Below are 23,605 nucleotides of genomic sequence, written 5' to 3'. Positions count from 1 at the left end.
ACCGCCGTCTCCGACCAGCATGGTACATTGCTCGACTACGCGGCACGCCGGGGAGCTCGACAGTTCGGCTTTGACGCCCGGGGGATTGTGTAGCCAGTGAAGTCAGCCGCCGATCAACCACGAACATCCCGTGCTGCTGGACCCGCGTGAGATTGCCAATGTTCGAGCGAGATGGGGAGGCATGTTGCTTCGGCAACATTGGCCTTGAACCAGGGATCATAGAAAGCCAATTGTTCTGCGCTGGTGCGTCCCTCACCGCGGGGACACGATATAGAAAGATGGAACGGAGAATAACGCGGAGGGAAAGGGCAGGTCGTGGCCGCGATCCGGGCGGGAACGTGAACTGCAGACATCAGGCCGCGCGATTGGGAAAACTCCTGTGTTCCAGCGCCCCACCAGCGTGGATCTTGCATGGGCGACGTTCCCAAGTCCGGGGAAAGGCGGGACGGATGCTCGCGATGGAAGATGTCCGTTCAGTCCGGAAACGTCCCTTGAGGTAAGTGACATCGATCCAGAGATAGGGTCAGCCGCCTTCGATCGGGCGATCAAGGAAGACCTTCACAATCTCCTGGCGCCACCGGCGCCCGCTCATGCCGAGCGCTTTGACCAGATCATCGACTGCCCGCGTTTAGATGCTCCATATGGATCGCCGCGGCCAGCGCCTTCTCCGCCAGATGGTGCAGGTCCCGCAAGCAAGGAAAATAGCTGCCGGTGCGCAGTTTGGGGATGCGCAGCCCGACGCTCCCGTTGTGCCGGGCCTGTCGCGCCGCGCTCTTCTCGCGTAACCAGCGCGCGTCCGGCCAGCTTCGCTACAGTGACGCCGCACCACGTCCAGGGGGCACATCCCTGCCTCCTCCGCTGCGCCTACCCGCGCCGACTATGGACGGCCGAGCGCCCTTAGTACCACGAAGCCGACAGACCCCAGCTCGTTGGCACCACGGAAATAATCGCGACGGCGGTCGTCGATCGTCCGAGCAAAGCGCCAGCGGGACTGACTCCAGCCGCATCGTGACGGACTTTCTAAAGGCCGCTTTCAGTTGAATTTCAGCCTTCCGCGGTTCAAAAATGCTCATCTTCTTGCTGCCCTGAAAAATGATCACATTGGCGCCGACCGAACGCCTGTTAGCGAGGTTCATGACGATCCCCCCTCCCCTCCCCAGCCCATCGCTCATGGTCTGCTATGCGGAAGCACAGGCCGCATTGGCGCGGCTCGAGGAGCGTCTTCGCCTCAGTCCTGTCCGCCAGCCCCTGAGAGCGCGCATCGCGCTATCCGAACGACAGGCTCTCGCCGCCATCGACATGGCCGACTTGCCCGAGGAAGCCGTGGTCATAGACGGCCGAGGCCGACTGACGACCAGCGTGTATGACCTGACGCACTGGAAACATGCGATCGGGATGCCGATCACCCTCAATGCCCTCGTCACCGATGCTTCTGCCCTTCTGCAGTGGTTCGGCATGGACATGACGCAGCCGCGCCAGAACGCCCTGGGTCACCGTGAGGCATGGGAGCTGACGTCGGCGGTCGAAGCCTGGAGCAAGGCCTGCAAGGCCTTACCCCCCTCCCCTGCCCTCGTCCATTCCGGTCGGATCGCCGCTTTGTGGCGGCAACACTCTCCGCTCGGCCGAGGCGATGTGGTGGCCAGCCTTCTGGTAGGCGATCGATGGGGTCCCGGGCGATGGAAAGGCTCGCAGGGAGGGTTGACCGCACTGGGTCTCAAACTGGCTGGAGGACGGTGGAAAGTCGCCAGAGACACCGAACTGGATCGGCTTTGGCTCGACGCGATCGCGGCGGGCGCCAACGCCCATCTTCAGATCGAGGTTCAGCTGCGGGGCTTTGCCCGCCGCGCGAGAATGCATCTCGCCGTTCGCCGGCGTCCAGGACGGCTGAAGGACCTGCTCTCCTTTGCCATGGCACGGCCCGCCATTACGAGCGGTGAGGTTGCCCGGCATCTGGGCCTGACGTCAGCTGGCGCCATCAAGCTTCTGCTGACTGCGGAGCTGGAAGGCTTGCTCGTCGAAAGGACGGGTCAGGCGAGTTACCGCAGTTACATGGTGCCTTTGTCCGGACCGAAGGCTGTGCCTAGAACGCATCGTCCGGCATCTGCTGACATCTTTGAGCTCACAATTTGGGACGATGAGAGCGATGATACGGGCGCACCAGCCCCTGTGAGCGGCAAAAGAGGTGAGGAGTGAGGCGAGTTACCCCCGGGACCTCACGCCTTCTCAGCAGGGCTTGAACGGCGATTTAGGGGCATTGCGCCGTTAGTTCTCGCTCCATCGCGAAGAATCGCTCCCCTTCCCAGCCCTGCCCTTCTTCCGCGCCGATCAGCTGCAAATAGTTCGAAGGCCGATGGCCGCTCGGTTGCGGCCATGATCGTCAGGCCATCTGCCTGAATCCCTTTTCTGACACCTGGCGAGAACTGCGTTTGCGGCGTGCAGAGCTTGCTGCTTTCCCGATTCTCATGCAGGTGGGGCGGGTTGTGGCGCCACATAGTGCGTTCCGTCGGGTGCCGGGTCCTTCCTCCCTCTCATTCTCTCACGTTCCGTTCAATCACTCAAAAAAGAGGATGCGCCAGAGGCGCGGTTTAGATCCGTTAAAAGAATCCATAAAGAGTTACGCCTGCCCACTCCTAGCGCGAATCGTTGACTCTCCACGAGTCGCGGATTTGGCCCGTTCCCAAAATCCCGTCGCTTCGTTCCCAATGTCCCGAAGTCCGCGTTCCCAATGCACCGTGATTCGGTTCCTGAAGTCCCGTGGCCTGTTCCCGAAATCCCGTGCGGGACCGAGGCGTCCACAATGAGTAAAACATGTTTTACTCTGCCGGAAAGGCCCGGAAAACGGGGTTTAGAGCATATGCGATCATGGCATGTCGCGGTATATCCGTGTCTTGCGCCGGACACAAAAGGGGTTCGTCCAAGAATCGCACTAGTGTCGCTTTGCTCTTTCCACGGGATATCGGGAACACGTCGGTGCCAAGCATATTCGGTGGTCATTCGATAGGCAGCGCGCGGCAGCCCCCCTGCGAAGCTCACGCTTGAGCACGGGATTTCAGGAACGCGGGCCAGGGTAACCGTATCCCGCGTTGATCGGCCAGGTTGCAGAGCTCAGGAGGATGCTGTGCGGCAATGCGCCTTAAGCCGGAGCACTCGTGCAGGCGCTCCCATGGTCTGGCGGTAGCTAGCCCTGGACTGCGTCGGGCGATGGGCAGTATTCTCGCCTTGCCTGCGGCCATCGACGGTACTTCAGGAACGTCCCGCTCTGTCAGGAGCATTTCCGATCATAGCCTGTCGGGTCGGCTTGTGAGTTGGGCGGACTGCATTCCCGCTGATCGAGTGATCGCAGACAGGAGCAAGCACGCTAATGTGCGCATTTCTGAGGGTCGCCTTGGCTGTTCCTGAAATACCGGGCCTGGCAGCCAACGGCCCCGCCTCCAGGCGTGGGGGGACGCCGTGAAGCCGGTCGCAGGCCCATGTGGGTGACTGGCCTTCGGATTCTGAACCGCGTGAGCACCGGGGATCGACCCATGATCGCCTTTTCCATGAATCAACTGTCGCAGCCTTAGCCGCAGCGTGCCGTTCGAATAGGGAAGGGAGGAGAGCGTGCGGCCGTAGGCGGCAACGCGTGTCCGCGAGAGACCATGCCACGCTGAACAGATGTTCCAGCATAGCGGGACTTGGTTTCATGAGATCGGTGGACAGATCGCGGTATTTCAGGAACGCACCGTGCGCTGCCATCCTGGGAGCTTGCCCGGGAATAGGATGGCCAAGCGGCTATCGAATGAAGGAGAGTCGGAAGGGCAGGGCAGGGGGCCTGCCCGGAACGGACAGGTCAGATCGCGGAACGTTGTTTGGTGCAGAAGGTCGCGAAAATCTGGGTGATGTTACTGGCGTCGAAAGCGATGTCGCGCGATCTCAGGAAGTTCCTGAAATCATTTGCAACAGCCTCGTGATCGCGCTGCGGCGAGGGAAGATTAGCCCGGGCAATCGCTCCAAAAGCACCAAAGGCGATCGATCCCTGCAAGGGGAAACTCACGGGCTCTTCCTCGGCAGCGGCGGTCCCGGGCTTCGAGGCGTCAACGGCGGGCGCGAAGCCGCTTGAAGGGGAGGGGGAGGGGACTTCATCCAGAGCACGTTTGGCCATCCGAAGGAACGGCTCGCCGCCATCGCGCTGAAGAAGTTCCAGCGAATATCCAGGAAGACTGTTCTCTCGTGCGATTTTCGTCATCTCGAATTTGAAGCGACGATAATCCCCCTCCGCGCCCGATTTCTCGTACAATGTCGGCATGGAAATCGAGAATCCGTCAGGGCCGGCTCCGCCCGCATGTTTGCGCGCTACGCGATAAAGCCAGCGCTCTCGCCCACCCGTCAGCGAGAAATAGGCCGGATCGATGGCAAGTACGCCGCCTTCCATGAGAACGCCATCATAGAACCATTTGGCCAGCGTAATCCGCATCCCGCGCACTTGCCCATTGCGGTCCTTGAGCTGGCTGTGGCTGTCGATCCAGGAAAAGGTGGTTTCCACCGCATCGCCCGAGCGGATGTTGGTTTTGACGGTCGTCGACTGCAGGCGGTCCAGTGCATTGCCGAGCAATTCATAGGCCCTGCCGCCCACATCACGCTTGAGCGTTGAAAGCATGTCATAGGGGACGACGTGAAGGGTTTGGGGGATGTCGTTCACACCCCGCCTCTTGTGTTCGATCAGGACCGAGGCGCAATAAATCAGGACGTCCAGATCATAGATGGTCGCAAGGCCATATTCCGAGTTGGCGCTGACGTGAACCGTCACCTTTCCGTCGGGACTTACATAATCGATCGGCTTGAGGCGCTTGCGTTTTGAAAGCGAGAAAAAGGGACGCTCCATCGTCTCGCGCTGATCGCGCAAGGGCAGGGCGGTGAGCTGCGGGAGGAACAGGTCTACCTGACTGTCGTCTCGACCGACCTTCTTGGAAACCATTGCCATTCCCCGGATAGCGTCTGGTAAAACATGTTTTACCGATTAGTAAGGTATTGTTTTAGCGCGAAAAAACTATTTTTTGCTGAACTTCGCGGCCTCGATGACCGGGCGCAGGGCCGAGAGAATTTCGTCTACGTTGATCGGCCTTCGCGGATTGATGTTGATCGTAATTCCGCGCGCCCGTGTGTCAGAGACAATCATGCCGATCTGATCGCCGTCCAGGGCATTGACCGCGGCTTTCACGCGGCGCGCGGGCTCCCGCCTTACCGGACTGGCCGAAGCAAGGCGCTGGAAGACTTGCGGGCCTTCGATTGGAGTCTCTCCCGCCGTTCGCCGTTCACCTTGCTCGCGCGTAATCTCTCTTGCGACCTCCAGGATCGCTTCACGCAAACCTGGTTGCTTGAGGAGGGGAGACAGCTTCATGCCGTGACGAACCTTGATATCGGCCGGATCTGCGAATGCCCGCACCACATCGTCGGGCAATTCGGCGAGCTGCAGCAGATTGTGCAGGTTCTGCTTCCCGATCGCGAGGCGATCGGCCATATGGCTGCGGATGCCGTTATAATAGGCGTCGACCGCGTGAAGATAATTGCGCGCTCGCTCAAGGTCGGTGACGTCCTCGCGCTCTCTGTTCTCTATATCGGCGAGCCGGAAGGCGCCTTCATCGTCAAGCGTTTCAATGCGCGCGATGAGATCAATCTCGGCGTGGTTATTCTCGCGCAGCCATGACACCGAAAAATGGCGCCTGGTCCCGACGATCAGTTCATAGGGCTTTTCACCGTCCGGCGTCCGGCGGACGACCACGGGTTCCCGGTTGCCATTCTCCTCCTTGATGGAGTCGATAAGGGAAGCGCAACGCTCATAGCTAAGCCCGGCATAATCACGCGCATTGCCCGGCCACACGCTGCATTCGTCCGGCCGTACACGGATGGTCAGCCGCTTTACGGTGCGCGCGATCTCGTCAAAGGCCACCCCGCGCCTCTCCAGGAAGGAGGGGGCGGCAGGCTCGCGACGAGATGGTTCAGCCGGTGCCGCATGCGGCGCCTCTGGTTCGGAAACCGCCGGCGGCGAGCCGAGGCTGTCGATGGCAGTTGTCAAAAGACTGCGGCGTCGTCCCGCTCCGCTGCTCATGCTGCCTCCGTCAGGCGATCAGTGCCGAGCTGCACGATACGCGACGGCCACTGCTTGCAGATATCCTTTTCCAGTTCGCGGAAGACTGAATTGAGATTGTTGCGGCACCGCGTATAAGTCTGATGCGAACCATAGGGCTTGTTGATTTCGTAGACCGACGACATTGCAATGCCGGCGTTCTTTATTTCCTCCGAGAGCAGGATCGGAGTGGATAGCATCTGGCCCGCATAGGTCTTTTCCATGACCTGGAGCATCTGCGCTTCGTTCGTGCGGTTCGGCTGAAACATGGTGCAAACCACGCGGATGAATCCATAGTCGATCGACGCATCGAACTTGGATACCAGACTCATCGCTTCCCGGCAGGTCTGCATGAAATGAATGGTGGAGAGATAATCAAGCTGGCGGGCAGGAACGGGGATCAGGAGGCCGTCCGCCGCGCTCAGGGTATTGACGCCTAGAAAGCCCATCGCGGGCGGCGGATCGAGAATGATCACGTCATAATCGCGGCGGACTTCCTCCAATCCGATACGCAGCATCCGGAAGGCCCCGGCGATCGCTTGAGGGCCTTCCTCGATCGTCGCCGTCAGTTCCCATTCCGTGTCCTGCAATCCCAGATTCGCCGGGCAAATATCGATATTGGGCCAGGCCGTGGGCCTGATGGTCTTGCGGAACGACTCCGCCTCATCGATACGGGGAGACAGGAAATTGGAGAGTGTATGCGTCTCGTCCACCAGTCCCTCCAGATCGACGTCGAACATGACGCTCATGGAGGCTTGGGGATCGCAGTCGACGACGAGGACGCGATAACCGCGTAACGCCAGATAATCGGCGAGATGTTTCGAAGTGGTGGACTTGCTCACGCCGCCCTTGAAGTTCTGAACCGCGATAACCACCGCCCGTTCGTCGGGCAGCTTGCCCATCTTGATGCCGAGCGTCTCGCGAATGGCGATCAGATCTTCTACGGTGTAGAAGCGGCGGCCATTATTGGAAACCTTTGGAGCGGGAAGGCGCCCGCGAGCTTCAGCCTTGGCGAGAGCCTCCGGAGTTCGCCCGAGAAACTCCGCAGCGACCGTGGCGCCCATGGTGATGTTGAGGGTCTTGCGGTCTGATGGGTCGATGGCGGCGCGGCGCAGAACGGTTTTCGCGTTCTCGCAGGAGCTGATCATCGTATCCAGTATCTGGCCTGACAACATGGCCCGCCCCCCAAGCTCTCGTTTACCATAGTCGGTTCGTCAAAAAAGGCCGAATTTCGCCTGCAAGCCCGGACATATAAGGCGATTCAGGAGGGTTAGTCAAATTCTCCCGCAATGCGCCAAGAAATCAGGACAGCGCACGATTCTCGACATCTGTCGCAGACAAACAGCGGCATGGTCCTCGCCCATCGTCTGGTACCGATCGCAGCGTTTCCGTCCTGCCGCTTACCAGGCGAAAGAGGTGAGCGGCAAGCGAGCGACGCGCTTGCTGCCGGTTGGTCTCGAAGCCGCACACGCACCCATCAACAGCGGTGCGCGAGGGACGGCACGAGATTATGGTGAGCGCAAGCCGTATCCTGGCTGGGTCTGGTCTTCCTTCCGTCTGTCAAGCTCTCCGCTCACTCAGCAATTTTTGAGCTGTTCAACGGTCTTATCGACGTCCACCCGCGAGTTTGGCAGCATCCGCCGCTGCGCGACCTGCGTTCGTCGCCCCGCTCAGACCCTTGCGCCGATTGAGCTCGGCCGTCTCCGTGTTGTGGCGAATGGAGGCAGCGAGGGCATGCCGTTCCGCAATCGACAGCCGCGACGCCTCATCCTTGCGCACGGCTGCTTCCTGTGCATTTGCAGCGCGGACCTGGGCCTGCATCGCCTGTCCTTCGAGGACGGCGTTCCTGGCCTCCTGCGCTGCGGCTGCAGCGCGCGAATGAGCGATCGCGACAGCCCCGGCTCGCTCAACGCACGCCAGATATTCGTCGTGCAGGTCGGCATCGCGTGCCAGGCGCGCTTTTGCCGAGCGGATGATTTCGAGCTTGGCTTTCAGAAAATGGTGATGCCAGAAGATGCTGATCCAGCAGAAGAGAAAGAATAGCGCGACGACCAGCCCCATGACCTGGTCCCTGCCGAGTTCGTCGGACATCGAGTGGATCGGCGTGGAAAAGATCATGAAAAATCCTATGAGAATGAACCCCGCGCATGCGGCGGTTGCGCCGTAGAAGGCACCCTGTCCGGCGATCCAATGCCGTTCGGAATTTTGCCGTGGCCACAGGTCGGTGATTTCATAGATGTTCATTAACGCCGAACGCTTGTGGGCGATGTTCGCGATATAATTCTGCAAGAACGTCATGATTGCCAGCCCTTCCGTGTTGTCATTCCTCCTATGAACGGATGAGGTTGTGAACGTCTTAAGGCGCCGCGGCAGCGTCATCGAGCCTTCTTTACGGACAGGACGCTGCGAAGGTGTCCGGCGCCGGTTCGAGGATCTCGGCGTTCTGCGCCGTGTGGCCAAAGAGCAGCTGTGCTCTTGTCGGGCAGATGGATGTCAGCGCCCATATTATCTGGAAGGCGAAATGGTCCGAATTGGACATTGGAACTATCGTTCCTGGAGTTTTGGCATGCTTTTCGGCGCGCTGCTGCGCACCGATCCGTCGGCGGGCGTGAGGACGCGTAGATCGCCCGGGAAGTTGCGCTTGCATGCGACCTCCTGTTGGCGGGCATCAGCCGTTATGATCCTGTCGCCGCACGCGGGTGGATGCGACCATTGATCCTTTGTCGAACCATGGCCATCGCAACGCCCTTATGCGCCGCTGGCATTTTCATGGGCAGGCTGACATTCTCATCGGACAGGTGCGAGGCTTGTTGAGCCCGTTGGGATGGAAAGCCCTGGAAGATGACTGAGGGCGGCGAATTGATGGCCATCCAGCCAGGTGGCCCCATCATGAGTTCGCGCAGCCAGCCCTGAACGGCAGCCGGGATCCGCCTGACTTTGCCGCAAATCCGCCCCACAAAGCCCCTTTGCTCACCGGTCGGTGTCAGCCGGATCGACGCGGGAGAAGCTCAGGCTTTCCTGTCCCACGCTGCCATCCCGTCGTTCGTAATAAACGCCATCCGATAAGGGAGACAGGTGAAACAATGGCTGCCGGGCGCCATCGATCAGAACGATCTGGCCATCTGGCGCGACGAACCACGCAAAGACGTCCTCCGTCGGCCTGGGTGCGCAATTTTTATCCATGTCGGTCGCGTCGCCATGGCCACAATACCAGGGCAGGGCGAACTTGGCGACGCAGGCTTGATTGGCCTGGGCCGCATAGCCTCCGATGGTGCGCTCATCGGTCAGAATGATCCTGCAGGCGCGGCCGCCCTCACGATCTTCGGCCAGTTGGTAGATGCCTTTTATCCGGCGCGCGTTGGCGTCTGGCGCTTCGGGCAAGCCATCGCCGTTCCGCGCAGCAGACGATGGATGGTTCCCTGCGTTCATGTCGTCGGCCGAGTATGCAGGGACGGTGGCTGACGCCATGGTCAGGAACAGGGCTCCGAGGGAGGCGACAGGGCAGGGACGATAGCCCCTCATTGCGCCGTCACCGTCGCGGAGTAGCGACGTGCCGGTTCATCTCTGAAACGGGTTGTCCCATTTCCCAGCAACGTCTTGCCAACAGGCACGAGACCGAATTCGAGCGTCGCCGTGCCGGGCTTGTCGGCTTTGTAGGTGAACACCGCCAGATCCGTGCCCTGAGGGCCGGCACGGGGTTGAATGTCCAGATCCTGGAACATGAAGGGAGCTGCTTCCATGACGCCCGTGGCTGACGCCCAGAGCAGATTGTCGGCGGCGCGATAGGGCAAGCGGACGGTAACGATCCGGCCTTCCAACCTATGCGTGCCGCGCGGAAGGGGAGCGATTGCACCCGAAATATCCTGGGGCTGGGCTGCCCGGTTCTCGCCGGCGATTGGCGAGGAGCCGCAACCAGGCGACAGAATTATCAAACCGCCTGCAATCGCCAGGAACGCGCTTCTCATCCAACAGCCCCCTGCTATCGGGAAAGAGAATGATGCCCCCTCCCGGAAGGGCACGCCATACCGCTCGTCATCGCTCCGGTATTGAACGAACCGGACATCAACTGAGCAGCGACAGGGGCCGCACGGCGCCAGCCCGGCTTCGCCCTTCCAGCGTGGCATAGGCGATGTTCCGCCGGTCGCGCGCGAAGGCGGTCGGCGTCCAGCCGACAAACCGCCGAAAATCGCGGATCAGATGCGACTGATCCGCAAAGGACTCCAAGGCCGGTTCAGTCCCGCCTCGCCATGGGCGGTCATGATCGCGGCGGCGCGCAAGGCGCGATATTTCATCGCCAGTGTTTTTGGCGAGACCCCATAAAGATCAAGCGTCAACCGGCCGGTTTGACGGTTGCTGACGCCCAGTTCCGCACGCAGCAGATCGAGCGAGAGTGCGGCGCTTCGCTCCAGCCATTGATCGATCGTCGCGGTTCTGGCCAGAGTGACGTCGGACAGATCGCGTGTTTCCTGGAGCAGGAATGATTCAAGTACCGCGACCCTGGCCGTGTCGCTGGCCGCACTCACCAAACGGTCACACAGCTGATGGGTCTTGCAGTCACCCCAGATAGAGGCGGCATCGACGATGCGATCGCTGAATTGCGCAGCGGGCGCTCCGACAAAAGTGAGCCAGCCCTGGGGTAGCAGGCCCGTTGTCACGATCTCGGTCCCTGGCGCCAGGAGCATCTTATAAGCCGCGCTCGTTGGCCCAAGCAGGGTCACTCTGGGCGCAGGGATGACCGGGCCGCCAAAGGCATAGCTGCTGGCTCCAGCCAACCGGATGTGGAGATTTGGGAGCATCGCCGGCAGAATTTCCAGGGCAGGCGCGACCACCTCGGTTACAATGGCATGGGCGGTCAATCGATGCTGTAGCTTGAGAGAAGGAATATAATAGTCCAGCCGCATGCCCCGCCCCTCGGGCCGCACGATATGCGGTGCCCGCCCTTTCATCATTCTCCGGCTTGAACAGTAACCAAATGCCCGTCCGGGACAATCGGGCCTTCGACAAATCTCGCAAAGTGACCGGACTGCAGCAGTCGATTTCGAGGCCGGGCGATTCATGATCCTGAGGTGGCGCGCTGACGTTCATGACAACGGGCTTGTTGACCCACCCCGCCAATCGCAAGCCGCCTGGATCGCGCGCAATATGGAAGCGACCAGCTGGTTGCCCGTCTCTGCCGGCAAGCGGAAATAGATTGACCGATCCGATTACAATGACGCGCTATTTGATGGGGACACAAGGATTACGCTGCCGTAATAATCGGCCTCAACCTGCAAAAGGAGGACGAGCAGAGTGGCCAAAACACATCCGAGCGCCGGCCAATGCCCCGTGACGCAACTGACCACGGCATTTGGCGCACCTGTGCCTGACAATCAGGACAGCCTGACCGCCGGTCCGCGCGGCCCTCTCCTGGCGCAGGACGTGTGGCTGAACGAGAAGCTTGCCAATTTCGTGCGCGAAGTCATCCCTGAACGACGCATGCACGCCAAGGGATCGGGCGCTTTCGGCACCTTCACTGTGACCAAGGACATCTCCCGCTACACGCGCGCGAAAATCTTCAGCGAAATCGGCAAGAAAACCGAGATGTTCGCCCGCTTCACCACTGTTGCCGGCGAACGTGGCGCAGCCGATGCCGAGCGCGACATTCGTGGCTTTGCGCTGAAATTTTACACCGAGGAGGGTAATTGGGACATGGTGGGCAACAACACGCCCGTCTTCTTCCTGCGCGATCCCCGCAAGTTTCCCGATCTCAACAAGGCGGTGAAGCGCGATCCTCGCACCAATCTGCGCAGCGCCACCAACAATTGGGATTTCTGGACTCTCTTGCCCGAAGCCTTTCATCAGGTGACGATCGTGATGTCAGAGCGCGGCATCCCGAGAAGCTATCGGCACATGCATGGCTTTGGCAGCCACACCTACAGCTTCTGGAACGAAACGGGCGAGCGCTTCTGGGTGAAGTTCCACTTCAAGAGCCAGCAGGGCATAGAAAATCTCACTGACGCGGAGGCGGCGGCTCTGGTGGGCGGTGATCGTGAATCACATCAGCGTGATCTTTATGAATCGATCGAGCGTCGCGAGTTTCCCAGGTGGAAGATGTTCGTGCAGATCATGCCCGAGGCGGAGGCCGAGACCTACCGTTTCCACCCGTTTGACCTGACGAAGGTATGGTACAAGGCGGATTATCCCCTGATCGAGGTCGGAGAGTTCGAACTGAACCGGAACCCGGATAATTTCTTCGCCGATGTCGAGCAGTCGGCCTTCGCCCCGTCAAATCTGGTGCCCGGGATTGGTGTTTCGCCCGACAGGATGCTTCAGGCGCGTCTGTTCAACTATGCCGATGCGCAGCGCTACCGGCTGGGGGTTAATTATCATCAGATCCCGGTCAATGCCGCGCGCTGTCCGGTGTTCAGCAACCATCGCGATGGCGCGGGGCGGATGGACGGCAATTATGGCGGCCGGCCGCACTATGAGCCGAACAGCTTCGGCCAGTGGCAGCAGCAGCCCGATTATGCCGAGCCGCCACTCCGTATCTCCGGCGATGCCGCTCACTGGAATTATCGCGAGGATGACGATGATTATTTCACCCAACCTCGCAAGCTGTTCCGGCAGATGACGCCAGCGCAGCAACAGCACCTATTCGACAACACCGCGCGAGCGCTGGGCGATGCGCCCGGGTTCATCAAACAGCGCCATGTCGACAACTGCATGCGTTGCGATCCCGCTTACGGCGCGGGCGTGGCCGCAGCGCTGGGATGAACTGACCTCCATGTCGGCAGCGGCATGGAGGTTAAACAACAGGGCCACGGTGCGAAAGGCGCCATCCTGTCCAAAAGCCGTGCGCGGCATCTGCCGTGCACGGCCTTCCTGCCGCCGCCCGCATGACCGCGTTCAGACGATGCCGCCGTTCGCCCGCAACACCTGACCGTTGATCCAGCCGCCATCGGGTCCGGCAAGGAACGCCACCGAGGCCGCAATATCCTCAGGCTGGCCCAGCCGTTCAAGCGGGGAGAGACTGGCCAGGGCGTCGATCGCATCCTGAGGCTTCCCATCGAGAAACAGGTCGGTTGCCGTAGGGCCGGGGGCGACCGCATTGACCGTGATGTTCCGACCGCGAAGCTCCTTCGCCATCACATGGGTCATCGCCTCGACCCCGGCCTTGGTGGCGGCGTAGACCGCATAGCGCGCTTGATAGAGACCTACCACGCTCGAGGAGAGATTGATGATCCGTCCCCCCTGGCGCAGACGCCTTGCCGCTTCGCGCATCATGTTGAAGCTGCCTTTGAGGTTGATCGCGACCTGCGCGTCGAACAGCGCGTCATCACTCTGCGCGACGCTCGCGAGGCGCATGATGCCGGCATTGTTGACTGTCCGTCGTCAGAACATTTGGCGCAACTCGCGGCGTAAATTAGCGGAGTGCGGGCCTCGTCTGGGGGTTGATGTTAGGCGGCGAGCTTGCGGTGCTGCAAGCGCCGATGTTCGATGGTCTGTCGCTTGATCCTTTCACGCTGTTGGATGATGGCCGAAGCCCTGCCGAAGTAGGCGTCGGCGGGCGTCACGTTGTTCAGGCTCTCGTGGTAACGCTGGTGGTTGTAGTGCTCGACGAAGGCTTCGATCTGGATATCGAGGTCGCCGGGCAGGAAGTAGTTTTCCAGCAGGATGCGGTTCTTGAGGGTCTGGTGCCAGCGCTCGATCTTGCCCTGGGTTTGGGGGTGCATCGGGGCGCCGCGCACATGGCTCATCTTCCGGGCCTCGATATATTCTGCCAGCTCACCGGCGATGTAGCTGGGGCCGTTATCGCTGAGCAGTCTGGGCTTGTGCAGCACCGTGGCGCTGTCGCAGCCCGAGGCCTTGAGGGCGAGGTCCAGCGTCTCGGTGACGTCCTCGGCCCGCATGTTGGTGCACAGCTTCCAGGCGACGATGTAGCGCGAGAAGTCGTCGAGCACAGTCGACAGATACATCCAACCCCACCCGATGATCTTGAAGTAGGTGAAGTCGGTCTGCCACATCTCGTTCGGGCGGGTGGTCTTGGTGTGGAACTGATCGGCCGCCTTGATCACGACATAGGCCGGGCTGGTAATCAGGTCGTGGGCCTTGAGCAGCCGGTAAACCGTGGCTTCCGACACGAAGTAGCGCTGCTCGTCGGTGAAGCGCACTGCCAGCTCCCGGGGGCTCAGCTCGGACTGTTCCAGCGCCAGCTCGATGATCTGGTCGTGGATCTCAGCCGGGATGCGGTTCCACACCCGGCTCGGCGCCGAGGGCCGATCTTCCAACGCCTCCGGTCCGCCTTCGAGGTAGCGGTCATACCAGCGATAGAACGTCCGGCGGGCGATACCGAGCTTGTCCAGTGTGCGCTTGGCGGGCAGGTGCGACTGCTCGACGATGCGGATGATCTCGAGCTTTTCGGATGCGGGATACCTCATTCGTCGTCGCCCCCATCCGCGATCATGCTTTTTTTCAGCAGACGGTTCTCAAGCGTCAGATCGGCGACGCATTCCTTCAATGCCCGGGCTTCGCGGCGCAGGTCCTGGACCTCGCCGGTGGTCGCGGCACGGGCGGTGTCACCGGCCAGGCGGCGCTTGCCAGCTTCCATGAACTCCTTCGACCAGGTGTAATACAGGCTCTGGGCGATGCCTTCCTTGCGGCATAGCTCGGCGATGCTGTCTTCCCCGCGCAGGCCATCCAGCACGATGCGGATCTTGTCCTCGGCCGAAAAGTGGCGACGGGTCTGTCGCCGGATGTCCTTCACTACCCGCTCTGCTGGGGCCTTAGCGGGCGATTTTACATTGGAGGATCTGGGCTTCATCTTCGTTCCTTCGTCACTACGACGAAGCCCAGATCCTCCTTAAATCACAACCTCAAATCTGTGCCATTGGTGCTGACGGCGGACAGCTGGCCTATGTCACGGCGACCCGGCGGCCGGTCTACGAAGCGCGGATCGCTTTTCGCAGGAAGGGAAAAGATGCGGCCGCGCGCATGCAGCGAGCCGAAAGGCTGGGGGTCGCGGACGCCGGTTACATCGCCGACAAGGTGAACTGGTTGCTTGGCAGCGGCAACGCGATCGCCGCGCGGCAATATCTCGCCAATCGGCCAGTGCTGATCAGTCGGCCTGGGAACGCCGAGAAATGGTACGAGACATTGCTGGCGCACGCGCGAGGCGCTGCCAGGGACGCCCAGTGGAGTTTCGCCTATGCGATCGCCAGCAAGCTCGACGACGCCTATATGACCGGCACAGATGTCAGCGGCCGGCCGATTGGCGAGCGTGACGATTATACCAGCCTTGCCTGGCTCGCGGGCATGACCGCCTTTTACAATCTCGGCAAGCCGAAGGACGCGATGAGGATGTTTCATCGCTATGCGGCGGCGGCCAAGTCTCCCCAGACCAGATCCAAGGGCTTTTATTGGGCCGGCCGCGCTGCGCTCCAGGCCGGCAAGAGCGCGCGCGCGAACGGCTTTTTCGAGCAAGCCTCTGCCTTTCCGAGGCAGTTTTACGGTCAGCTCGCCCTCGAACGGCGGGGACGAGCGATCCCGGCTCCTTCTGCGGCCGGCCATGCCATCAAGATCTCCACCGCCCAGCGCACCGCATTTGCGAACCGATCAGTGGTACGCGCCGTCAAGGCGCTGGGAGAGATGGGCTATTGGGCGGATCAGAGCAAATTCGCCCGCGCCATCGCCAATGATGCAGATAGTGCGGCGGACTATTATCTTGCCGTTGAACTGGCGAAAACAATCGGCCGGCCCGACATGGGCGTGATGGCCAGCCGTCGTGCGGCCTCGAATGGTCTTTCGGGCTATGCGGGCAGCGCTTTCCCGCGCATCACGGTGCCCCCTCGGGCAAAGCAGAGCTGGACCATGATACATGCCATCGCTCGCCAGGAGAGCCAGTTCGACCGGAAGATCGTCAGTCGCGCAGGGGCGCGGGGGCTCATGCAGTTGATGCCTGGTACGGCCCGTGAACAGGCTGGGAAGCTGGGCATGCGCTACGCGGCCAGTTCACTCGATGAGCCTGATTACAATATCGTTCTGGGTTCGTCCTATTTCCAGCGGATGCTGAGCTATTTCAAAGGCAGCTACCCGCTTGCCGTGGCGGCGTATAATGCGGGCCCGGGCAATGTTAACCGCTGGATCAGGGTCAATGGCGATCCCCGCAAGCCCGGATCCGACATCTTGCGATGGATCGAACAGATCCCGCTCTTCGAGACGAGAAATTATGTACAGCGCGTGCTGGAAAATGCAGTGGTCTATGAGGCGATGAACCCGGCCCATGCACGGTTTGACGGCTCAAAGGCGCCGCTGTCGGAATATCTGGGTAAGTCATCATCGGGATGAGGCGGCCGCGCGGCCCCGTCTGCGGCCCGGCTTCTCGTCAGTCCCCGGAATAGGTGACGATCACCCGATTCCTCATACCGCTTGTCGTTATCGCGATCGCGGCCTTTCTGTCCTTGGCGGCCGCCGACAGGACGCCAGTGCCGCCGGACTGGAAATCCGAGGTCTTCTTGAGGCCGCCGGCCGAAAATTTGTCCCGATAGAAAGCCATGATGCTCGAGGCGTCATCCCGGGTTTCCAATGTCACTTCATGCACGTTTCGTCCCGAAGCGGAGCTGTTCACCGCTGTTATCACCGACGCTGGATATTGCGGCGCGAAAGCAGGCATGGCGATGGTGGGAGGCGCCGTTGCCGCGGGCAAAGCGGGAACCGCCCGCTCGCGCGCAGCCTGGGCTGAAGGCTCTTCGTTCCCCGCGGCATTGTTCGCCACGGACGGCTTGACGTCATCAGGATTGCAGGCCGCCAGCATGGCCAGTCCAGGCAACATGAAAAAGCGCATTTGCAGCTCCTCCTCTTGTTGATTGTGCGTGAATGCCGTTTTTCTCCAGAAATTGCAGGTGACGAGCGCTTGCGCTCAGGACTGTTCGGCAAGGGCAGGGGAGGCCTGACAGGACAACCGGTCGGCGATCGCCGCGCGTACAGCGGCTGCGGCCGATAAGGCCCGCAATGCTTCATCGTCCGACAGCCTGTGCAGGACCAGTTCCGCCGCGGCCTGATTGGTGATCTCGCCCCGGCAAAGCGATTGTCGGCCACCTTCCCCATCGGCAAAGAAAATGCCGTCGATGACGCCGGCCACATACATGGAGCATTGGCCGTAATTGGGGTTCGAACATATCTCGAACAACTGGTTGCCCGAGAAAAATGCCGGTATGTCTCTCGTGACCTGCGCGGCATTGCCGGGCGTAGCCCGAAACGCCAGCGCCAGAACCAGGAGAAGGACTGCGCGGTTCATGACTTTCTCCTTGGATAAAAGGCAACGGCTCGCCCTCTGACGGCCTTCCAGCGGGTGACGAGCAGCCGGTCGCGGGAAATCGCTGGAAAAGGGCCTGTGTTTCGCCGGCAGCGATCGAAACCTTCCGATTGCTTGGCGGCAAGACGCCGGACGCACATATCAGGTGGACAGAAGTTGTTCCATCATGAGCTGCCTCACCTCATGCCGGAGGCGCCGTTGGCGTTCGACCTCTGTCGTGATCGCATTGAAGCTGGGCAGATCCAGTCCATGCCGCTCCACAATGGTGATCATTTCGGACTGCGCCTTGTTCTTGAGGATCGCCGCCTGCTCAGGTGCAAGCTTTGCGGCCTGGGCGGACAGGCTTTGCCTCATCTTTTGAATGTCCAGGAGGGCTGCGGCATAGGCATGAATTTGCCGAGCTGAGAATTGTGTGGGCCCGACGGCTGGATCTTCTTGCGCGCTATGCCCGCGGTTCGAGGCAGAGACCGGGGCAGCTACCAGAAAAGCCAGGGGTGCGGCTGCGAAGAATATGGCGTGCATAAGCTATCCTTGAACAAAGAATGGAATTTCGGCGGATATGACCGGACGCAGGCCTCGTCGCAAATATCCTACCCCAAGGCATTGAAAAACGCCAGCGTCCCGGTTTATCAGGTCTCCTGCGTCGCTGCGGCCAGATGAAGCATCATCGGCGGCGATCCGTTCGAACCGTTCGGCTTTCCTGGCCTTGCTCCTTCCACTGTACCGCAAAGGGGTTCACATTGCCGGTCGCCCGTTCACGCCGCTTTCTCGCGGCTTCCTTGCTATGGTCGTTGTCCATCGGCTGCGCGCCGGCGGGCCTGCTTGCAGCTCCCGCCCATGCCGCTTCTGTGAAACATGCCACGAAGGCGGCTCGCCCCCAGCCTCCCGCCGATCTTCTCAACGCGGTTGAAGGCCTGGGGCAATCGTTCAAGGGAGAGGTCGGCATTTCGGTGCGCGACCTGGACGAGGGCTGGACCGTTTCCTTCAACGCCGAGCGGATGCTGCCCCAGCAGAGCGTCAGCAAATTATGGGTCGCCATCGCCGTCATGGATGCGGTCGATCGTGGCACATTGTCCTTGTCCGATCCTGTGATGGTGAAGAAGTCCGATTTGACTGTCTTTCACCAGCCCATTCGCTCCCTGGTGACCAAGGCGGGCTATCGGACCACGATCGGCAAGCTGCTGGAGTTGGCGATGACGCGTAGCGCCAACAGTTGCAATGACGTTCTGCTCTGGAAGGTCGGCGGACCTCAGGCGATCCGCGCGATGCTCAAGCGCAAGGGGCTGGACGATGTCGGCTTTGGCCCCGGCGAGCGCAAGCTGCAGGCAAAGACGGCGGGGCTTGCGTGGCGGCCCGAATGGGCAGGGGGATGGGGCTTTCTCAAAGCCCGCGCGGCGATGCCCTTTGCCGCGCGCAACCGCGCACTCAAGCGCTATCTGGCGGATCCCTACGACGGGGCTTCGGCCAATGGCGTCACATTTGGTCTGATGCGTTTGAAACAGGGGAAGTTGCTCAGCGGGCGCTCTACCCGGCATCTCCTGGGTCTGATGCGCGCCAGCAGAACCGGTCCGCAGCGATTGCGCTCGGGCCTTCGCAAGGGATGGACGCTGGCGCACAAGACAGGGACGGGCCAGGAACTTGGCAATCTGGCGACCGGCTACAATGATGTCGGCATTCTCGTCTCGCCCGACGGACATCGTTATGCGGTTGCGGTGATGATCGCGAGCACGCGCTTGCCGATCCCGGCGCGCATGCGGCTCATGGGCAATGTCACGCGCGCCATCGTCAGGACGGACTGATGCGACCCTTCGCCTTGATCGGTTGCCTGAGCGCGCGGCGCACTGATAAAGCTCGGACAAGGGCGCGTTCGGTCGAAAGTTCAGCTTTTGCCCAAACGTCCGTCATCGTCGATGAGCGTGATTCTTGAGGGCGGGGTGTCGCCCCACCTCCAAAGCACGAGGTTGATATCGTCATCGGTAGCCCCGCGAGCAAAGCTGCGCACGAGCAAGCCATTGAAACCCTCGGCGATGAGGGTTTCGGCGAAGATTTGGCTTTGGGCTTTTCCGGCCTTCTTCATTTGATCGCGCCAGGTCGGATCGCATAGACCGGCCGGGCTCATGCCAAATCTGCTGAGTTCGGCGGGATCGCGCCCGTCGAAGATCTTCTCGAGGTCGGCATGATAGGAGACAATCGTCGTCGGTTGAAGATCGCCGACCTGGTTTGCTTCTCTAATGGCCGTCTGTAATGAGGTTGCGCCGTAGAGAGCGGGAGTTCCCTTGGGATTGAAACGGCCGCCATATAGCTCGGCGCCCCGGCCTGACAGTGGCTCGCGCGCATATACCGGGTTCAGCGCCCGGTAGAGCTTGCCCTGGTAGCGCATGGAAACACTCAGGCGAACACGCCAGCATCGACAGCGTCGACATATTCCAGCACCTCGCTTGCCCTGCCATCCTGCACAAGCTGCATGGCAGTCTGCCCCGAAAATCCGGGCAAGGGTTCAGACCTGTACCAGGCGTAAGCGATGAGCGGGGATCCGAAGCGAGGGCTGGTCTTGCTAATCACCTCGATCATCTCCCTCAAGCGGCGCTGAGTCTTATCTGAGCGCAAGCGTTCTTTGCGCTGAACAGCGTCGCGCCCCAAGCCGGCCGAACGAGCGACCTCTTCGCTTGTTGTGCGGAATGCCGCCGCGATCTTGCTCGGCGCAAACATTCCGTGATCGGCATATTCGAGCAGGCCCATTTCACCATCCTGACGCAACTATAATGACGCTATATAGCGTCAGTTTGTGCGCCAATCAAGAGGCTGCCCAAGCGTCTCATCCATTCTGAACCAGACAGTCCATCCCTTCCCGACAATAAAAATCGCATAAAAACGCTCCCGGGACGTTTGTGCTATCCACTCTTCTGGAATGGCTGACCGACGAGGAAATGAGCACAGATGTGGAAAAACTCCGGTCCGCTACACCCTGGCAAGGGCGAAAAATCATTTCATGAATAGCTGGCGTGAAACACGCGCTGTACGCGCTGCCCAAACACTGGTTGAAAATCAGTTGCGTGAAGGATTTGCTGAACTCGATTGTCAAACCGCCGACGTCAGGGTCCGGCAACAACTCTATGCGATGCTCGTGGACAAGGCGATCTGCATGGCGCGGCAGCGGCTGCCTGACAATCCGTTTCTCGATGAACTTGTCGAGGCCGGCAAGCCAGAGGTTCTCCCACCGACGCCCGTCCTCATCTGACAGGATCGGACGGCGCACCTGCCATGGGCTCCCCGGCTCAGCTGGTCGCGATCAAGCGATACCCAACGCCCGGTTCGGTCAGCAAAAGGCAGGGGTCTGAAGGATCCTGTTCGATCTTCTGGCGCAGAAGCCCGATATAGACACGCAGATATTGGGTGTCGGTGGTCTCGGCGCCCCAGCCTGCCGCCAGCAACCGCTTGTGGGTGACGACCTGTCCTGCCTTGCGCGCCAAGGTCTGCAGCAGATCATATTCCTTGGGCGACAGCTTGACGGGCTCACCTGACAGCATCACCCGGCGTGTCGGAAAGTCGATCGTCAGGCCGCCCGCGCAATAGGTCGATGCGTCCGCCCTGGATAGCGAATGGCGCCGAACCGCCGCGCGGATGCGGGCCATCAATTCCCCGATCTCGAAAGGCTTGTTCACATAATCGTCGGCGCCCTCATCAAGGGCGGCGATCTTTTCGGTCTCCTGATGGCGGGCCGAGACTACGATGATGGGAACCTCCTGATCAAGGCGGACGCGCTGAAGCAGCGACTTGCCGTCGATGTCGGGCAAGCCCAGGTCGAGCAATATGAGGTCGAACTCGACAGCCTCGATAGCGGCCATGGCGCTGCGTCCGTCCGGCGCGGCGGTGATGCGGTAGCCGGCGGCTTCGAGAACGGGCTGAAGCACGTCGATGAGCGAAGGTTCGTCGTCGACGACGAGGATGTGCAGGGCGGTCATGGGGACGAGGCTTCTGTGACTAGGGGGAGCATGATGGTGATCGTTGTGCCGCGGCCGTCCAGGCCCGGCGAGGCTGCGCCGATCCGGCCGCCGAGCGCTTCTACGAAACCCTTCGCGATGGCAAGGCCAAGGCCGCTCCCGCGCGCCGACGATCGGGGACGGGAAACCCGGTAGAAACGGGTGAATATCTTGCGCAGGTCTTCCTGCGGGATGCCGTGCCCCTCATCGGTCACGGCAATGGCGCAATAGTCGCTGTCGCGGCGGACATGAATGCGGATGCGCGTCCCGTCCTGGCTGTAGGTGATCGCATTGTCGAGCACATTGACGAGCACGAGCTCGAACATGGCCGCATCGACCGTCACGAGCAGATCCTCCTCGCACAAGTGACGTTCGATCCGGCGCTGACCGGCGCGGAGCCGCATTCTCTGGACAATGGCGCTGACCGTATCCGCCACGCTCAATGTCTGCCTGTGCGCGAGCGACTGGCCCGCCTCGAGACGGCTCATTTCCAGAAGATTGGAGGTGTAGCGGTTGAGGCGATCGCATTCGCTGACGATGCCGCGCAGCAGGCGGGCGGCCGCGGCAGGCTCAAGCTGTTCGCGAAACTCGATCAGGCTGGACGCGGACGCGCTGATCGCGGTCAGGGGCGTTCGGAAATCATGACTGACCGACGAGAGCAAGGCCGTCTTGAGTTCCTCGGTTCGGGCCTGCGCCTGGCGTTCGCTGTTGCTCTCCGAGAGCGCGGCGCGTTCAACGGCCAGCGCAATCAGATTGGCAAGGGCGGACATGAAGGCGCTGTCGAGCCGCCGGGCGGACCCATGTTCGAACAGAATGGCTCCTTCAAATCCTGCGGTACTGTCCAGTCGATATAGGGTGTAGGGACCGGTCTCGCGGGGACTCCTCAGCGTCTCCCTCGCCTCGCCGACCAGCCGCAGCCGGCTGTCGGCGTCGCGCGCGTGCTCGGCCTCTTCGAAAGATCCGTCGCGGATGAGGAATAGCGTCGCTGTCGTGCCGGCGCCGCCGGACAGGTGCTCGTCGAGCGCCCTGGCGATGTCGGAGACGCGGAGCGCCGATTGCAGCGATTGGCTGATTTCGAGCAAGCTGCGCAATTGCCGGTTACTGTGGTCTGCGGCGTTCGCCCGGTCCTTGAGCCGGGCTGCCAGGACACCGGCCACGACAGCGCACAGGGTAAACAGCAGCAGTGGGATCACGTCCCTTCCGGTCGAGATCCGGAAGCTGAAAACTGGCTCGACCAGATAGAAATTGTACAGCAGAAATGCGGCGGTCGCCGCCGCGAGGGCTGCGCCCAGTCCACCCAGTGCACCGCAGATCACCACGCCCAGGACAAAGAACAAGGCCGCCGCCACGCGGCCCAGCGCCGGTTGCCCGTAAATGGCGAGGAACCAGGACGGCAGGACAACGAGCGCGGCGAGAAGGATCATTCTCCAGCCTGGCGTGCGGGCTTCTACTCCCATATGCGCCAGGCCGCTACGTGGTTCGCCCGCCATCACGCAATTGCCGCCGTCAACAGACTGCAAAAAGGAGGCATTTCCCAGCTTAGCCGGCAGGGGCTGAATGGTCCATGCATATAAAAGTCATAATAACGCCGTTTCATCATGCCTGTCTAAATATGTCCTGGGAAACGCCCGGCTCAAGGAAGATCGGGCGATCATGAGTGGAAAACATGCACGGCGAATTATCTGCGGAGTTGAGCGTCCGCACCTCATCCATGCGCGATCCGGGCGATATGGCCCGCCCCTGCTGCACAAGGGCGGTATGAACGCGAACATGCCGATCACCGTGGCAGAAAGGACAGGGCGCCCCCGTTTCCCCCGGCCCGTCATCATTCTCGTGGTGGAGGATGAAGCGCTGGTCAGCATGAATGTGTGCGAGTTTCTGGTAGAACAGGAATTTACCGTTTTTGCCGCACAGGACGCTGGAGAGGCGCTCGGCCTTCTTGAGCAGCTGGACGGGAAGGTCGACCTGATGTTTACCGACGTGAACATGCCGGGCGAACTGAACGGCTTTGATCTTGTTCGGCAGGTCTCCATTCGTTGGCCCGCTATGCGGATAGTGATCACGTCGGGCGGCTGCGATCCGGGCGACCTGCCAGCCGATCTGCGCCGATACGGACCCATGCTGATGAAGCCTTATAGTCTGGGCGCCTTGGACGTGCAGATGGTCAACGCCATATTTCCGCCTTCGGAACCGATGACGCTGTTGGCCACCTGAGTTTCAGTTGCAAAGCAA

21 protein-coding genes and 3 pseudogenes are annotated in these 23,605 nt (G+C 61.0%); 6 read left to right on the top strand and 18 right to left on the bottom strand.

Going from position 1 to position 23,605, the window contains the following annotated elements:
* Nucleotides 1-448 precede the first annotated feature (448 nt).
* Nucleotides 449-746, bottom strand: a pseudogene (locus tag NUH86_RS22195) (transposase); the annotation flags it as partial.
* Nucleotides 747-1,092: 346 nt separating this feature from the next.
* Here NUH86_RS22195 and NUH86_RS22190 point away from each other — a divergent pair.
* Nucleotides 1,093-2,193 carry a hypothetical protein gene (locus tag NUH86_RS22190; protein WP_267253123.1) on the top strand — a complete coding sequence of 367 codons (1,101 nt, stop codon included), beginning with the start codon at nt 1,093-1,095 and terminating at the stop codon, nt 2,191-2,193.
* Between the two features lie 1,636 nt (nt 2,194-3,829).
* Here NUH86_RS22190 and NUH86_RS22185 read toward each other — a convergent pair.
* From NUH86_RS22185 to NUH86_RS22150, 8 genes are all read right to left on the bottom strand, one after another.
* Nucleotides 3,830-4,954 carry a replication initiator protein A gene (locus tag NUH86_RS22185; protein WP_044663510.1) on the bottom strand — a complete coding sequence of 375 codons (1,125 nt, stop codon included), beginning with the start codon at nt 4,952-4,954 and terminating at the stop codon, nt 3,830-3,832.
* Nucleotides 4,955-5,026: 72 nt separating this feature from the next.
* Nucleotides 5,027-6,085: a ParB/RepB/Spo0J family partition protein gene (locus NUH86_RS22180; RefSeq protein WP_044663511.1), complete on the bottom strand. Its 1,059-nt coding sequence runs from the start codon at nt 6,083-6,085 to the stop codon at nt 5,027-5,029.
* Nucleotides 6,082-7,278, bottom strand: coding sequence for an AAA family ATPase (locus NUH86_RS22175; RefSeq protein WP_044663512.1), 1,197 nt, complete (start codon nt 7,276-7,278; stop codon nt 6,082-6,084). The genes NUH86_RS22180 and NUH86_RS22175 overlap by 4 nt, the downstream gene beginning before the upstream one ends.
* Nucleotides 7,279-7,708: 430 nt before the next feature.
* Complete coding sequence (locus NUH86_RS22170; RefSeq protein WP_267253122.1) at nt 7,709-8,482, bottom strand: hypothetical protein; 774 nt, start codon at nt 8,480-8,482, stop codon at nt 7,709-7,711.
* 591 nt (nt 8,483-9,073) lie between these two features.
* Complete coding sequence (locus NUH86_RS22165; protein ID WP_157009887.1) at nt 9,074-9,571, bottom strand: hypothetical protein; 498 nt, start codon at nt 9,569-9,571, stop codon at nt 9,074-9,076.
* A gap of 50 nt (nt 9,572-9,621) precedes the next feature.
* Complete coding sequence (locus NUH86_RS22160; RefSeq protein ID WP_044663515.1) at nt 9,622-10,068, bottom strand: hypothetical protein; 447 nt, start codon at nt 10,066-10,068, stop codon at nt 9,622-9,624.
* A 97-nt stretch (nt 10,069-10,165) separates the two neighbouring features.
* Entirely contained in the window at nt 10,166-10,327 is a 162-nt protein-coding gene (locus NUH86_RS22155; RefSeq protein ID WP_267253121.1) for a hypothetical protein, read from the bottom strand.
* The gene (locus NUH86_RS22150) at nt 10,297-11,004 is read right to left on the bottom strand and encodes a hypothetical protein (protein WP_267253120.1); all 708 of its coding nucleotides are present in this window, start codon (nt 11,002-11,004) and stop codon (nt 10,297-10,299) included. The genes NUH86_RS22155 and NUH86_RS22150 overlap by 31 nt, the downstream gene beginning before the upstream one ends.
* Nucleotides 11,005-11,392: 388 nt before the next feature.
* Here NUH86_RS22150 and NUH86_RS22145 point away from each other — a divergent pair, with 388 nt between their 5' ends.
* A complete protein-coding gene (locus NUH86_RS22145; protein WP_323749045.1) occupies nt 11,393-12,856 on the top strand; it encodes a catalase in 1,464 nt (487 codons plus the stop codon).
* A gap of 132 nt (nt 12,857-12,988) precedes the next feature.
* Here NUH86_RS22145 and NUH86_RS22140 read toward each other — a convergent pair.
* Together NUH86_RS22140 and NUH86_RS22135 are read right to left on the bottom strand one after the other, a co-directional pair.
* Nucleotides 12,989-13,465, bottom strand: a pseudogene (locus tag NUH86_RS22140) (SDR family oxidoreductase); the annotation flags it as partial.
* 74 nt (nt 13,466-13,539) lie between these two features.
* A protein-coding gene (locus NUH86_RS22135) for an IS3 family transposase (RefSeq protein ID WP_416365398.1) occupies nt 13,540-14,903 on the bottom strand; the annotation gives its coding sequence in 2 pieces (ribosomal slippage) (nt 13,540-14,553 and nt 14,556-14,903; 1,362 coding nt in all).
* Between the two features lie 86 nt (nt 14,904-14,989).
* On the opposite strand from NUH86_RS22135, the pseudogene NUH86_RS22130 reads away from it, so the two are divergent.
* Nucleotides 14,990-16,426 (top strand): annotated as a pseudogene (locus NUH86_RS22130) (lytic transglycosylase domain-containing protein); the annotation flags it as partial.
* 37 nt (nt 16,427-16,463) lie between these two features.
* Here the strand turns inward: NUH86_RS22130 and NUH86_RS22125 are convergent.
* The 3 genes from NUH86_RS22125 to NUH86_RS22115 all read right to left on the bottom strand — a co-directional run bounded on the left by NUH86_RS22125 (nt 16,464) and on the right by NUH86_RS22115 (nt 17,915).
* A complete protein-coding gene (locus NUH86_RS22125) occupies nt 16,464-16,922 on the bottom strand; it encodes a hypothetical protein (RefSeq protein ID WP_267253118.1) in 459 nt (152 codons plus the stop codon).
* A 75-nt stretch (nt 16,923-16,997) separates the two neighbouring features.
* Nucleotides 16,998-17,375 carry a Rap1a/Tai family immunity protein gene (locus NUH86_RS22120; protein ID WP_267253117.1) on the bottom strand — a complete coding sequence of 126 codons (378 nt, stop codon included), beginning with the start codon at nt 17,373-17,375 and terminating at the stop codon, nt 16,998-17,000.
* 159 nt (nt 17,376-17,534) lie between these two features.
* A complete protein-coding gene (locus NUH86_RS22115; RefSeq protein ID WP_267253116.1) occupies nt 17,535-17,915 on the bottom strand; it encodes a DUF4168 domain-containing protein in 381 nt (126 codons plus the stop codon).
* A gap of 326 nt (nt 17,916-18,241) precedes the next feature.
* Here NUH86_RS22115 and NUH86_RS22110 point away from each other — a divergent pair, with 326 nt between their 5' ends.
* Nucleotides 18,242-19,192: a serine hydrolase gene (locus NUH86_RS22110; RefSeq protein WP_267253115.1), complete on the top strand. Its 951-nt coding sequence runs from the start codon at nt 18,242-18,244 to the stop codon at nt 19,190-19,192.
* A gap of 80 nt (nt 19,193-19,272) precedes the next feature.
* Here the strand turns inward: NUH86_RS22110 and NUH86_RS22105 are convergent, their stop codons facing one another.
* Complete coding sequence (locus NUH86_RS22105; protein WP_267253114.1) at nt 19,273-19,773, bottom strand: RES family NAD+ phosphorylase; 501 nt, start codon at nt 19,771-19,773, stop codon at nt 19,273-19,275.
* 8 nt (nt 19,774-19,781) lie between these two features.
* On the bottom strand, nt 19,782-20,132 hold the full coding sequence (locus NUH86_RS22100; protein ID WP_044663530.1) for an MbcA/ParS/Xre antitoxin family protein: 351 nt from the start codon (nt 20,130-20,132) through the stop codon (nt 19,782-19,784).
* A gap of 250 nt (nt 20,133-20,382) precedes the next feature.
* Between NUH86_RS22100 and NUH86_RS22095 the strand changes: the two genes are divergently transcribed.
* Nucleotides 20,383-20,631, top strand: coding sequence for a hypothetical protein (locus NUH86_RS22095; protein WP_157009891.1), 249 nt, complete (start codon nt 20,383-20,385; stop codon nt 20,629-20,631).
* 37 nt (nt 20,632-20,668) lie between these two features.
* On the opposite strand, the gene NUH86_RS22090 is transcribed toward NUH86_RS22095, so the two are convergent.
* Nucleotides 20,669-21,355 (bottom strand): response regulator transcription factor, encoded by a 687-nt coding sequence (locus tag NUH86_RS22090; RefSeq protein ID WP_267253113.1) that lies wholly within the window; start codon nt 21,353-21,355, stop codon nt 20,669-20,671.
* Nucleotides 21,352-22,893, bottom strand: coding sequence for an ATP-binding protein (locus tag NUH86_RS22085; RefSeq protein WP_267253112.1), 1,542 nt, complete (start codon nt 22,891-22,893; stop codon nt 21,352-21,354). The genes NUH86_RS22090 and NUH86_RS22085 overlap by 4 nt, the downstream gene beginning before the upstream one ends.
* Nucleotides 22,894-23,026: 133 nt before the next feature.
* Between NUH86_RS22085 and NUH86_RS22080 the strand changes: the two genes are divergently transcribed.
* Nucleotides 23,027-23,587, top strand: coding sequence for a response regulator (locus NUH86_RS22080; RefSeq protein WP_267253111.1), 561 nt, complete (start codon nt 23,027-23,029; stop codon nt 23,585-23,587).
* The last annotated feature ends 18 nt before the right edge of the window (nt 23,588-23,605 follow it).

It is taken from the genome of Sphingobium sp. JS3065 (assembly GCF_026427355.1).
In the GTDB taxonomy this organism is placed as follows: domain Bacteria; phylum Pseudomonadota; class Alphaproteobacteria; order Sphingomonadales; family Sphingomonadaceae; genus Sphingobium.
Note: the sequence above shows the minus strand (reverse complement) of the source record. Positions and strands in the feature narration are given on the sequence as shown.

Bases quoted from the DNA above. Each gene is read 5' to 3' on its own strand.
- NUH86_RS22115 (WP_267253116.1), bottom strand. From the start codon at position 17,915: ATGCACGCCATATTCTTCGCAGCCGCACCCCTGGCTTTTCTGGTAGCT.
- NUH86_RS22185 (WP_044663510.1), bottom strand. From the start codon at position 4,954: ATGGTTTCCAAGAAGGTCGGTCGAGACGACAGTCAGGTAGACCTGTTC.
- NUH86_RS22190 (WP_267253123.1), top strand. From the start codon at position 1,093: ATGATCACATTGGCGCCGACCGAACGCCTGTTAGCGAGGTTCATGACG.
- NUH86_RS22150 (WP_267253120.1), bottom strand. From the start codon at position 11,004: ATGCGGCTGGACTATTATATTCCTTCTCTCAAGCTACAGCATCGATTG.
- NUH86_RS22175 (WP_044663512.1), bottom strand. From the start codon at position 7,278: ATGTTGTCAGGCCAGATACTGGATACGATGATCAGCTCCTGCGAGAAC.
- NUH86_RS22105 (WP_267253114.1), bottom strand. From the start codon at position 19,773: ATGCGCTACCAGGGCAAGCTCTACCGGGCGCTGAACCCGGTATATGCG.
- NUH86_RS22165 (WP_157009887.1), bottom strand. From the start codon at position 9,571: ATGGCGTCAGCCACCGTCCCTGCATACTCGGCCGACGACATGAACGCA.
- NUH86_RS22160 (WP_044663515.1), bottom strand. From the start codon at position 10,068: ATGAGAAGCGCGTTCCTGGCGATTGCAGGCGGTTTGATAATTCTGTCG.
- NUH86_RS22095 (WP_157009891.1), top strand. From the start codon at position 20,383: ATGAATAGCTGGCGTGAAACACGCGCTGTACGCGCTGCCCAAACACTG.
- NUH86_RS22090 (WP_267253113.1), bottom strand. From the start codon at position 21,355: ATGACCGCCCTGCACATCCTCGTCGTCGACGACGAACCTTCGCTCATC.
- NUH86_RS22120 (WP_267253117.1), bottom strand. From the start codon at position 17,375: ATGAACCGCGCAGTCCTTCTCCTGGTTCTGGCGCTGGCGTTTCGGGCT.
- NUH86_RS22080 (WP_267253111.1), top strand. From the start codon at position 23,027: ATGAGTGGAAAACATGCACGGCGAATTATCTGCGGAGTTGAGCGTCCG.
- NUH86_RS22100 (WP_044663530.1), bottom strand. From the start codon at position 20,132: ATGGGCCTGCTCGAATATGCCGATCACGGAATGTTTGCGCCGAGCAAG.
- NUH86_RS22180 (WP_044663511.1), bottom strand. From the start codon at position 6,085: ATGAGCAGCGGAGCGGGACGACGCCGCAGTCTTTTGACAACTGCCATC.
- NUH86_RS22125 (WP_267253118.1), bottom strand. From the start codon at position 16,922: ATGCGCTTTTTCATGTTGCCTGGACTGGCCATGCTGGCGGCCTGCAAT.
- NUH86_RS22170 (WP_267253122.1), bottom strand. From the start codon at position 8,482: ATGACGCTGCCGCGGCGCCTTAAGACGTTCACAACCTCATCCGTTCAT.